The sequence below is a fragment of the Enterovirga sp. genome (assembly GCF_028290205.1).
Taxonomy (GTDB): domain Bacteria; phylum Pseudomonadota; class Alphaproteobacteria; order Rhizobiales; family Beijerinckiaceae; genus Enterovirga.
This window is the reverse complement of sequence record NZ_JAQGKF010000034.1, coordinates 1-10773: the sequence shown is the minus strand read 5'-3', so window position 1 is coordinate 10773 and position 10773 is coordinate 1. Positions and strand designations below refer to the sequence as shown.

The window sequence follows — 10773 nt, the reverse complement described above, 5'->3', positions numbered from 1 at the left end:
ACGTACCTCTGGTGGAGCTGTTGTGGCGCCAGCCGCAGTGCAGCGTAGCTATGTACGGACGGGATAACCGCTGAATGCATCTAAGCGGGAAACCCACCTCGAAACGAGAACTCCCTTGAGGGCCGTGGAAGACGACCACGTTGATAGGCCGGGTGTGCAAGCGCGGTGACGCGTTGAGCTTACCGGTACTAATAGCCCGATTGGCTTGATCGCTCTCATGATCCGTGTCCGCGGATCACCATCATTGACCATTTCCGCAGCGAGAGCTGCTCTTGCCATTGTCCTTCGCTGGTCCGGTGACTTGAGCGAGGAGCCCGAACCCGATCCCATCTCGAACTCGGCCGTTAAACTCCTCAGCGCCAATGGTACTGTGTCTCAAGACCCGGGAGAGTAGGTCGTTGCCGGACCTGCCAAGGACAATCCCTCTGAACGATCTGAATGCGTCGTCACGATCCTGACGACGCACACCGCCTTTGACGCGGGGTGGAGCAGCCCGGTAGCTCGTCAGGCTCATAACCTGAAGGTCCTAGGTTCAAATCCTAGCCCCGCAACCAAACACACCCGCCCCTCGGCCAAAACCGAGCGGGCGGGTTTTTTCGTGCCCAAACCACAAACCACCAGCCAGACCTCCGGAGCCGCCGGGCGAACACGCCGCTGTCGCGATCGGCTTTTCCCCCGGCCCCTGGCCCGCTATGGCTGCGCCATCGTCCTGGGAGGCATCATGGCGCTCGATCCAACCCTGCGCGACCGCATCGTGGCGTCGGTCGAGGCCGGCTTCGCCGAGCAGGTCGCCTTCACCCAGGACCTGATCCGGTTCCCGTCCGTTCGGGGCGAGGAGCAGGCCATCCAGGACCATCTGTTTCGGGCCTTCCGGGATCGCGGCCTGGCGATGGACCGGTTCCGCATGGATCGCCAGGCGATCGCCCGCCATCCGGGCGCGTCCAAGATCTCCGAACACCATTCCGATGCCCCGATCGTGGTCGGCATCCACCGCCCGCGCCAGGAGACGGGCCGCTCGCTGATCCTCCAGTCGCATGTGGACGTGGTTCCGCCCGGGCCGGCCGACATGTGGAGCGCGCCACCCTTCGACCCGGTGATCCGGGGCGACTGGCTCTATGGCCGCGGCGGCGCCGACATGAAGGCCGGAACGGCCGCCAACCTGTTCTGCCTGGACGCGCTTCGCCGCATCGGCCTCCAGCCCGCCGCAACCGTCACGATGCAGTCGGTCGTCGAGGAGGAATCCACCGGCAACGGCGCCCTGATGACGCATCTGCGCGGCTACCGGGCTGACGCCGTGCTGATCCCCGAGCCGGAGGACGAGAAGCTCGTCCGGGCCAATACCGGCGTGCTCTGGTTCGAGGTCGAGGTTCGGGGCATGCCCGTCCATGTCAGGGAGATGGGCGCCGGCCAGAACGCCATCGATGCCGCCTACCGGGTCGTCGGCGCCCTGCGGGCGCTCGAGGCGCGCTGGAACGGGCTCAAGGCCGGCCGGCCGCATTTCGAGAACGAGGACCACCCGATCAACCTGAACATCGGCCGCATCGAGGGCGGCGACTGGGCCTCCTCGGTGCCGGCCTGGTGCCGGCTGCACTGCCGGATCAGCTTCTACCCTGGCATCTCGGCCGCCGAGGCGGCGGGCGAGATCGAGGCCGCGGTCGCGGCCTTCTCCCGCACGGACCCGTTTCTCGGCAACAACCCGCCGCAGGTGCGGTTTCAGGGGTTCTTTGCCGAGGGCTATGTGCTGGAGGAGGGGTCCGAGGCCGAGCGCGTGCTGGGCGTGGCGCACCGGGTCGCGACCGGGTCGGAGCTCGAGAGCTTCATGACCGCCGGCTATCTCGACGCCCGCGTCTACGCTCTCTACGACCGCGTGCCGACGCTCTGCTACGGCCCCGTCAGCCGGAACATCCATGGATACGACGAATGCGTGAGTCTCTCCTCGGTGAAGCGGATCACGACCGCGATGGCGCTGTTTGTAGCGCAATGGTGCGGCGTTGAGCCGGTCGCCTGAGCCGGACCTCGCCGCGCTCCAGGCCGACAGCCGGGTGTTGTGGAACGAGGACGTCCTGCGCTTCTGCGACACGGACGCGAACGGCCACGTCAACAACGCCGCGTTCGCGATGTTCTGCGAGAGCGGCCGCGTCAACGCGCTCACCTCTGTGCTCGGCCCGACCCTCGGGCCGGACACCTTCTTCGCCATCGCCCGGCTCGTGATCGAATACCGGGCGGAGCTGCATTATCCGGGCCGGGTGCGCTGCGGCACCTGGATCAGCCGCGTCGGCAGCAGCTCGGTTTCGTTTAGCCAGGTGCTGCTCGGCCCCGATGGACGGCTGGCCGCGACCTCGGATGCCGTCACCGTGCTGATGGATGGGGAGTCACGCCGCCCGAAGCCTCTTCCGGCCGCCACGCGGACCGACGTGGAGGCGCTGCTCAGGCCGGAGTGAGATCGGCGGGGCGGGAGTCGCCACCGCCGGCCAGCCGTGCTGAGAAGAGCGGCGCGCCGTCGCGATCCGCACGGGGACCCAGCATGTGGCAGCCCAGCACCCTCTATCCAGATCCCGCGATCGAGATCCTGGACGAGAGCTTCGCCAAGTACCGCATCTTCTCGGCCGCCGTTGAGCGGCTCGCCACCGGCTTCCGCTGGGCCGAGGGACCGGTCTGGTTCGGCGACCAGCGGCAGCTCCTGTGGAGCGACATCCCGAACCAGAGCATCATGCGCTGGGACGAGGAGACGGGGCGCGTGTCGGTGTTCCGCAAGCCGTCCAACTTCGCCAACGGCAACACGCGCGACCGCCAGGGTCGGCTCGTCACCTGCGAACACGGCCGGCGCGTCACCCGCACCGAGTATGACGGCTCCCTCACGGTCCTGGCCGACAGCTACCAGGGCCGGCCGCTGAACTCGCCGAACGACGTCGTCGTGGCCCGCGACGGCGCGATCTGGTTCACCGACCCGCCTTTCGGCATCCTGGGCCATTACGAGGGGCGGGTCGCCGAGCCCGCCCTGCCGCAATCGGTCTACCGGATCGACGGCTCGACCGGGGAGCTGGCCGCGGTCGAAACCGACATCCGCGGCCCCAATGGGCTCGCCTTCTCGCCGGACGAGAGCATTCTCTATGTGGTCGAGTCGCGGGCCACACCGACCCGGACCATCCTGGCCTATGACGTGGTCGAGGGCGGGCGCGGGCTCGCCAACAAGCGGGTCTTCATCGATGCCGGGCCGGGCACGCCGGACGGGTTCCGGGTCGATGTCGACGGCAACCTCTGGTGCGGCTGGGGCATGGGCTCGCCCGAGCTCGACGGCGTCATGGTCTTCAACCCCGAGGGCCGGCTGATCGGCCGCATCCGGCTGCCCGAACGCTGCGCCAATGTGTGTTTCGGCGGCCCGATGCGAAACCGCCTGTTCATGGCGGCCAGCCAGTCGGTCTACGCCCTCTATGTGAACACCCAGGGCGTGGCCGGAGCCTAGCCGCCGCTAGACCCGCTGCAGAGTCAGCCCGGCTGTCGCCGAGGCGGTCAGGAGCACCACCGCGAGCGGCAGGGCAGACCCGTCGTGCCAGAGGCCGACCGCGAGGGTGGCCAGCGCCCCGAAGGCCATTTGGGAGAAGCCATAGAGTCCCGAGGCGGAGCCGGCCGCGTCGGGGTCGACGGCCATGGCGCCCGCCACCATGTTGGGCCCGCCGATCCCCGTGCCGAGCGCATAGAGCAGCATGGTGCAGGTCAGTGTTGCGACCGTGAGGGCCCCCGACCGGTCGGCCAGCAGCAGCAAGGCGGCGGCCGCCAGGCTGACAGCGTTGCCGAGGCGCGCGCCGCGGCGGATCTCCATGCGGCCGACCAGGAACCGCACCAGCCCGGCCCCGATCGCCATGCCGAACGACACCACGACGCAGTAGAGGCCGACCTCCTGGGCCGAGCGGCCCAGCACGTCGACATAGAGAAAGGGCGCCGCGGCCAGAAAGGCGTAGAGGCTCGTGCCCGAGCAGGAGCCCGCGACCATGTAGCGCCGGAATTTGGCCGACCGCATCAGCCGCCGGTAGCCGTGGAGGATGGATCCGACGCCGGGCGGCGCGGTGCCCCGCCGCGTTTCCGGCAGGGTCAGCGCGACCAGGACCGTCAGGATGCCGACCACGGCCGCGAGCAGGACAAAGATCGCCCGCCACCCGAACCAGGCCTCGATCAAGCCGCCGATGCCCGGCGCGAGCGTCGGCGTCAGCGTCAGGCACGCGATCAGGACGGCGAGTTTGCGGGCCGCATCCTCATCCGTGGACACGTCCCGCACCATGGCCCGGCCGAGCACGAGCGCCCCGCAGGCGCCAAGAGATTGCAGCACGCGGGCGGTGACGAGCCAGCCGAGCGTGGTGGCCGGAACCGCCAAGACGAAGCCGAGCAGATACACTGCCAGGCTGGCCAGAAGCACGGGACGGCGGCCGTAGCGGTCGGAGATCGGCCCGTAGACGAGCTGGCCGAGGGCCAACCCGACCAGGTACAGCGTAATGGTCAGCTGGATGGCGGCCGGGCTGACGTCGAGGTCCCGGGCGGCTGCCGGCAGGGCCGGGATGAAGATGTGCAGCGCCACCGTGCCGGTCATGGTGACAGCGATCAGCAGGGCGAGATTCGGGCTGCGCTTCGCCGGGCGAATAGGCATGTCCTCCGGCGGGGTCGGCACACGAGCCTCCTGGAGCCACTCCGCCCGTGGCAGAATCAGCCTCTCGTCTGGCGTCCGGTCGGCCTCCGGGCGAGCCGGGCCGCCTGACTCGGCCCCGCTCTAGCAGAGGTCGGGCCAGGCACCCATGTTGCGGGCGCGCAGCCGCCCGCCGGTCAGGCGCAAGACGCCGGTCGGCGCCGAACCGGGCGAGTGTCCGGGCCGCTCAGGCGCAGGACCGGCCGAGCGCGGCCAGACCCTCATCCATCAGGTCGGCGACGTTCGGGATGCCCAAGAGGTAATCGGCGGTCGACAGCATCTCCCGGTCGCGGGCTTCGCGGCGGGCGCTGGCCCAGTCGTCCGGATCGAAATCGCCGCGGCCGATCCAGGTGATGGCCACGAGGTCGTGCCGCTCGTCGTCGTTGAGGCCTTCGAGAAACTCCCGAACCTGCTCCTCCGTCGAGTCGTCACCCCCGCCCGTGAGCACGTCCGTCGAGCCGTCGTCGATCGGGTTCGAGCCGGAATCCGGGTCGGTGATCCCCTCTTTCACATCGACCTGACGAAGCCTCAGGATGAGATCGCAGACCTTGTCGAGGGCGATGTCCATGCGGTGTTCTCCGTTCGTGTCCGAGGGAGAATGCGCGAGGGGCAAAGCGGTTCGGACTCGGGCGCGGCCTCACGCCGGGCAGGCTGGTGCTCCGCCGGAACCGCCGCCAAGTCCTGCCGCACGCGCCCGAGCACGAGACCGAGCAGCAGGCAGAGGCTCAGGAAGCCGGCCGGGACCCCGCCATGGAGGGCGAGCGGGCGGGCCGCGATCGGCATGAACCAGGCGAGCGCGAAGGCGGAGAGTTCCCAGCGCTCGAAGCCACGGCGCAGGCCGTCGCGGATCAGAAAGGCCAGGACCGGGCCGAGCAGAACGAGGTCGTAATCCATGCCGTAGGGGGTCGCCAGGAGCGAGCCCAGAACCAGGGTCGCGGCCCGGAGCTCGAATGCTGCCCGCTGGCGCCAGACCCAGACCGTCGCGAGCGCCGCGGCAAGCGCGACGAGCGCCTGCGCCCCATAGGCGGGCCCGACCCCGCCGCCCCACGCCCGCACGGCCGCGAAGGCACTCTGCATGGTGTGCCAGCCGGGTCCGCCCCCCTCCAGCATCACGGTTCGGGTCTGCCCAAGGGAGAGCAGGAAGGCCGTCCAGACCTCCGGGCCGAACAGGGCGGCGGGCAGAAGCGCGAGACCGGCCACCGTCGCAGCCGCGGCCCCGACGGCGCGCCGTTCGCCGCCGGCCAGCAGCGCCAGCGGCAGCAGCAGGCCGAATTGCGGCTTGTAGCTCAGGAGGCCGAAACACAGGCCGGCCAGCGCCGGCCGGCCGCCCCCGAGCAGCAGGAGGCCGCCGCCGAACAGGGCGGCCGACAGGAAGCCGTTATGGCCATGGGTGAGGCAGACCAGGACCGCCGGGCATCCCAGCGCCACCAGAACGGTGTCCCGGTCCGGCAGAATGCGTCGGAGGACGAGCAGCGCCGGGAGCAGCGTCGCGAACTGGAACAGGATCAGGGCCGGCAGATACGGCAGGGTGGCCAGCGCCGCTGCGACCAGCAGGAAGGGCGGCGGGTAGAGCCAGCCGTAGAACGGCACGGCCGCGCTGCCGTGCACCTCCTGCTGCACGCGGTGATGCGCCACGAGGTCGTAGACCGCGGCGGCGCGGCCCTCGAGCGCCATGCGGCCGGCCGTCCACACGTTCGAGAAGTCGGTGCCGAGCGGGCGTCCCCAGGCGTCGAGCGTGCCGCTGGACCCGAGATACAGATGGGCGAGCGCCGCCAGGGTCGCGGCCAGCGTCAGCCCGGACACGGCCCGCATCAGCGGCCGATCGATCCAGGCCCCGGTCGCGACACGCTCCACGGCAGCCTCCGGGCCAGCCCTCCTGCCGCTTGTGCCCGCTCAAGGCTTAAGGGCAGGTTGCGACCCCCAGCCCGGGTTGTGACGCGGCGGCGGAGCCCGGTATGGTCGGGCAACGGGCCGCTTCGTCCACCCCCGGCGACATGGCCCCGAACAGGACCCACCCATGCGCGACGCCGTGATCGTCTCCACCGCCCGGACGCCGATCGGCAAGGCCTATCGCGGCGCCTTCAACGACACGCAGGCCCAGGCGCTGGGCGCCCACGCCATCGCCGAGGCCGTGAAGCGGGCCGGCATCGAGCCGGGCGAGGTCGAGGACGTCGTCATGGGCGCGGCGCTGCAGCAGGGATCCAGCGGCGGCAACGTGGCCCGCCAGGCGGCCCTGCGGGCCGGGCTCCCGGACACGGTCGCCGGCATGAGCATGGACCGGCAATGCGCCTCCGGCCTGATGGCCATCGCCACGGCCGCCAAGCAGATCCTGCATGACGGGATGCAGGTTGCGGTCGGCGGGGGGCTGGAATCCATCTCGCTCGTCCAGAACGAGCACCAGAACCGCTGGCGGGGCCAGGATCCCTGGCTCGTGGACCGCAAACCCCAGATCTACATGACGATGCTGGAAACGGCCGAAACGGTGGCCGAGCGCTACGGCGTCTCGCGCGAGGCGCAGGACGCCTACGCGCTGCAATCGCAGCAGCGCACCGCCGCCGCCCAGGATGGGGGCCGCTACCGGGCCGAGATCGCGCCCATCACCACCACCATGGCGGTTGCCGACAAGGCGACCGGCGCGATCTCGAAGCGCGAGATCACCGTCGACAAGGACGAGGGCAACCGGCCGCAGACGCGGCTGGAGGACCTGCAGAAGCTCCAGCCCGTGTTCAAGAACGGACAGCGCATCCAGGAGGGCCGCTTCATCACGGCCGGCAACGCCTCGCAGCTCTCGGACGGCGCTTCGGCCGCCGTGCTGATGGAGGCCCGGGAGGCGGAACGGCGCGGGCTCACTCCGCTCGGTGCCTATCGGGGCATGGCGGTCGCGGGCTGCGATCCGGACGAGATGGGCATCGGCCCGGTTTTCGCCGTGCCGAAGCTCCTGAAGCAGCACGGGCTCACGGTCGAGGATATCGACCTCTGGGAGCTGAACGAGGCGTTCGCCTGCCAGGTCCTGTATTGCCGCGACCGGCTCGGCATTCCGGACGAGAAGCTGAACGTGGACGGCGGCGCCATCTCGATCGGCCACCCCTACGGCATGTCGGGGGCGCGGATGACCGGCCATCTCCTCCTCGAGGGCAAGCGTCGCGGCGCCAAGTACGGCGTGGTCACGATGTGCGTCGGCGGCGGCATGGGCGCGGCCGGCCTGTTCGAGATCTTCTGAGCGGGAGCGCCGGGCCTACTTCCTGGGCAAGAGCCGGAGCGGCAGCCCGCCCTCAGCCATGTCCTTGGTGAAGGCGCCGCCCGGGAGCGGCTCGAAGCGGAGCGACGCGCCCTCGGTGCCGTAGAGAACCAGCGCGAACTCCTCCACGCGCCACGCGACGAGCTTGAGCTTGCGAACCGCGGGATCGCAGCCGGGGTCGAGGTCGAGCGCGAAGCTCTCCTCGCCTCCAGCCGGCGGCCTGTCCCGGAAGGTAGCCGTGCAGATGGCAGCACCGCCGGGCCGCTGCATCGTCCAGGTGCCAAAAATCGCGGGCGCGTGCGGGGCGCGGTCCACGCCGGGCCTCGCCTGGACCATGAGGTGGTTCGGAACCCCGTCACCGGGCGTCTTCAGCACGCCACCCTCGCCTTCCCGGAACAGCATCAATCGCCGGCCGGCGGCATCGTTGAGGCTGACGCCGCCCTCGGCGAAGGACCAGGTCGCTAACTCCCTCAGGTTCGCGATGCGCGCCCCGCAATCCGGTGCGGCGCGGGCCACCCTGCCGGCCGGTTTCGGTTCGACCTCCAGCGTGACGCGGCAGCCGGGTTGCCCGTCGTCCGGCGCCACGAGCCACGTCCCGGCCTGAGCCCGGACCCTATCGAGGGCGTCGTCCTCCGCTGAAGACGAGACGGGCGCCGCGAGGGCGAGAGCTACGCCCGCAAACAGCGCGACGGGGCGGCGGCACGGGAGAGCGGGCATGGGCAACCTCCGGCTCGGGACCGACCTGTTCTGCGCCCGAGTGCGGTCGGCGCCAAGCCGGGCCGGGGCAACTCGGGTGGAGGTCGCCCGCTTTGCGAGCCCGGGGCGCGCGGGCTAGAGGGGGGCTGAACGGGACCGGGAGGACGGAATGGCAAGCGTCGGCGGACAGGTGACCAGCGTCGCAGTGGAAGACGGGATCGCCGTCCTGACCGTCGATTCCCCGCCGGTGAACGCGCTCGGCGCGGCGGTGCGGACCGGGGTGGCGGAGGGTATCCGTCGCGCCTCGGAGGACCCGGCCGTGAAGGCCGTGGTGCTGATCTGCGCCGGCCGCACCTTCTTCGCCGGCGCCGACATCTCCGAATTCGGCAAGCCCCCTCAGGACCCGAGCCTGTCCGAGATGATCTCGGTCATCGAATCCGCGCCGAAGCCGGTGGTCGCCGCCATCCACGGCACCGCCCTCGGCGGCGGCCTCGAGACGGCGCTCGGCTGCCATTACCGGGTCGCCGTTCCGTCCGCCAAGGTCGGCCTGCCCGAGGTCAAGCTCGGCATCGTGCCGGGGGCCGGCGGCACGCAGCGCCTGCCGCGCGTGGTCGGGCCGGAACGGGCGCTCGCCATGATCACCTCGGGCGAGCATGTTCCGGCCAAGGCGGCGCAGGCGGCCGGGCTGATCGACGAGCTCGTGGAGGAGGGCAAGCTGCGCGAGGGCGCGGTCGCCTTCGCCCGCCGCGTGGCGGCCGAGAGCCGGCCTCTCCGCAAGGTCCGGGACATGAACGAGAAGGTCGAGGCGGCGCGCGGCCGGCCGGAGATCTTCAGCGACTTCCGCCGGGACAACGCGCGCAAGTTCCGCGGCTTCGAGGCGCCGGAGGCCTGCATCCAGGCGGTCGAGGCGGCCGTCCACCTGCCCTTCGAGCAAGGCATGGCGACCGAGCGCGAGCTCTTCGGGCGGCTCGTCGCCGGCACGCAGTCGCGGGCCCAGCGCTACGCCTTCTTCGCCGAGCGCGAGGTCCGCAAGATCCCGGACCTGCCGGATTCCACGCCGACGCTGCCGATCGAGTCCGTCGGCGTCATCGGGGCCGGCACGATGGGCGGCGGCATCGCCATGAACTTCCTCAATGCCGGCATCCCGGTCACCATCGTGGAGGCCCAGAAGGAGAACCTGGAACGCGGGCTCGGCATCATCCGGCGCAACTACGAGGCGACCGCCGCCAAGGGCCGCCTCAGGCCCGAGGACGTGGAGACCCGGATGAAGCTGCTCACAGGATCCCTGGATCTCGGCAGCCTTGGATCACAGGATCTGGTGATCGAAGCGATCTTCGAGAACATGGATCTCAAGAAGGAGACCTTCGCCAAGCTCGACAAGGTGGCGAAGCCCGGCGCGATCCTGGCCTCCAACACCTCCTATCTGGACGTGGACGAGATCGCGGCGGCGACGAGCCGGCCGGAGAGCGTCATTGGTATGCACTTCTTCTCGCCGGCGAACGTCATGCGCCTGCTGGAGGTGGTCCGGGCCGAGAAGGCGTCCAAGGAGGTGGTCGCCACGGCCATGAAGCTGGCGCCGCGGATCGGCAAGCTCGGCGTGCTGGTCGGCGTCTGCCACGGCTTCGTCGGCAACCGCATGCTGGCCCAGCGCCAGCGCGAGGCGAACCGCCTCGTGGAAGAGGGCGCCATGCCGTGGGATGTCGACCGCGTGCTGTACGGGTTCGGGCTGCCCATGGGCCCCTTCGCCATGAGCGACCTCGCCGGCCTCGACATCGGCTGGCAGAAGGGCCAGCCGGCCGAGAGCCTGAAGGACAAGCTCTGCGACCTCGACCGGCGCGGCCAGAAGACGGGCGCCGGCTTCTACGACTACGATTCCAACCGGCGGGCCAGCCCCTCGCCGCTGGTCGAGAAGATGGTGCTCGAGCATTCGGCCGCGAAGGGCATCACGCGCAGATCCTTCACGGACGAGGAGATCCTGCACCGGCTCGTCTTCCCGATGATCAACGAGGGCGCCAAGATCCTGGAAGAGGGCAAGGCCCTGCGGGCCTCCGACATCGACATGGTCTGGATCGCCGGCTACGGCTGGCCCGTCTACCGCGGCGGCCCCATGTTCTACGCCGACACGGTCGGCCTGAAGACCGTGCTGGACGCCATGGAGGGCTGG

The 10773-nt window shown here is 70.3% G+C and carries 9 protein-coding genes, 1 tRNA gene and 2 rRNA genes; 8 read left to right on the top strand and 4 right to left on the bottom strand.

All coding sequences use genetic code 11. The features are described 5' to 3' along the window. From JWR86_RS02745 to JWR86_RS02720, 6 genes are all read left to right on the top strand, one after another. Window positions 1–213: ribosomal RNA gene (locus tag JWR86_RS02745) — 23S ribosomal RNA — on the top strand; the annotation flags it as partial. Between the two features lie 79 nt (window positions 214–292). Next, a 5S ribosomal RNA gene (gene rrf, locus JWR86_RS02740) occupies window positions 293–407 on the top strand. Between the two features lie 70 nt (window positions 408–477). After that, a tRNA-Met gene (locus JWR86_RS02735) sits at window positions 478–554 on the top strand. Window positions 555–721: 167 nt separating this feature from the next. Further along, window positions 722–2008, top strand: coding sequence for an ArgE/DapE family deacylase (locus tag JWR86_RS02730; protein ID WP_299560412.1), 1287 nt, complete (start codon window positions 722–724; stop codon window positions 2006–2008). After that, window positions 1992–2441 carry an acyl-CoA thioesterase gene (locus JWR86_RS02725; RefSeq protein WP_299560409.1) on the top strand — a complete coding sequence of 150 codons (450 nt, stop codon included), beginning with the start codon at window positions 1992–1994 and terminating at the stop codon, window positions 2439–2441. The genes JWR86_RS02730 and JWR86_RS02725 overlap by 17 nt, the downstream gene beginning before the upstream one ends. An 83-nt stretch (window positions 2442–2524) precedes the next feature. After that, complete coding sequence (locus tag JWR86_RS02720) at window positions 2525–3463, top strand: SMP-30/gluconolactonase/LRE family protein (RefSeq protein WP_299560406.1); 939 nt, start codon at window positions 2525–2527, stop codon at window positions 3461–3463. A gap of 6 nt (window positions 3464–3469) precedes the next feature. On the opposite strand, the gene JWR86_RS02715 is transcribed toward JWR86_RS02720, so the two are convergent. The 3 genes from JWR86_RS02715 to JWR86_RS02705 form a co-directional block, all read right to left on the bottom strand. Continuing rightward, window positions 3470–4639, bottom strand: a complete 1170-nt coding sequence (locus JWR86_RS02715) for a multidrug effflux MFS transporter (RefSeq protein ID WP_299560403.1) — start codon at window positions 4637–4639, stop codon at window positions 3470–3472. A gap of 223 nt (window positions 4640–4862) precedes the next feature. Next, entirely contained in the window at window positions 4863–5243 is a 381-nt protein-coding gene (locus JWR86_RS02710) for a DUF3775 domain-containing protein (protein WP_299560400.1), read from the bottom strand. Beyond that, window positions 5204–6529, bottom strand: coding sequence for a glycosyltransferase family 87 protein (locus tag JWR86_RS02705; RefSeq protein WP_299560397.1), 1326 nt, complete (start codon window positions 6527–6529; stop codon window positions 5204–5206). The genes JWR86_RS02710 and JWR86_RS02705 overlap by 40 nt, the downstream gene beginning before the upstream one ends. 163 nt (window positions 6530–6692) lie before the next feature. On the opposite strand from JWR86_RS02705, the gene JWR86_RS02700 reads away from it, so the two are divergent. Then, window positions 6693–7895, top strand: a complete 1203-nt coding sequence (locus JWR86_RS02700; protein WP_299560394.1) for an acetyl-CoA C-acyltransferase — start codon at window positions 6693–6695, stop codon at window positions 7893–7895. A gap of 15 nt (window positions 7896–7910) precedes the next feature. Here the strand turns inward: JWR86_RS02700 and JWR86_RS02695 are convergent, their stop codons facing one another. Continuing rightward, the gene (locus JWR86_RS02695; RefSeq protein WP_299560391.1) at window positions 7911–8630 is read right to left on the bottom strand and encodes an AprI/Inh family metalloprotease inhibitor; all 720 of its coding nucleotides are present in this window, start codon (window positions 8628–8630) and stop codon (window positions 7911–7913) included. Between the two features lie 148 nt (window positions 8631–8778). Here JWR86_RS02695 and JWR86_RS02690 point away from each other — a divergent pair. Then, a partial coding sequence (locus JWR86_RS02690) for a 3-hydroxyacyl-CoA dehydrogenase NAD-binding domain-containing protein (protein ID WP_299560388.1) occupies window positions 8779–10773 on the top strand: 1995 nt, incomplete at its 3' end.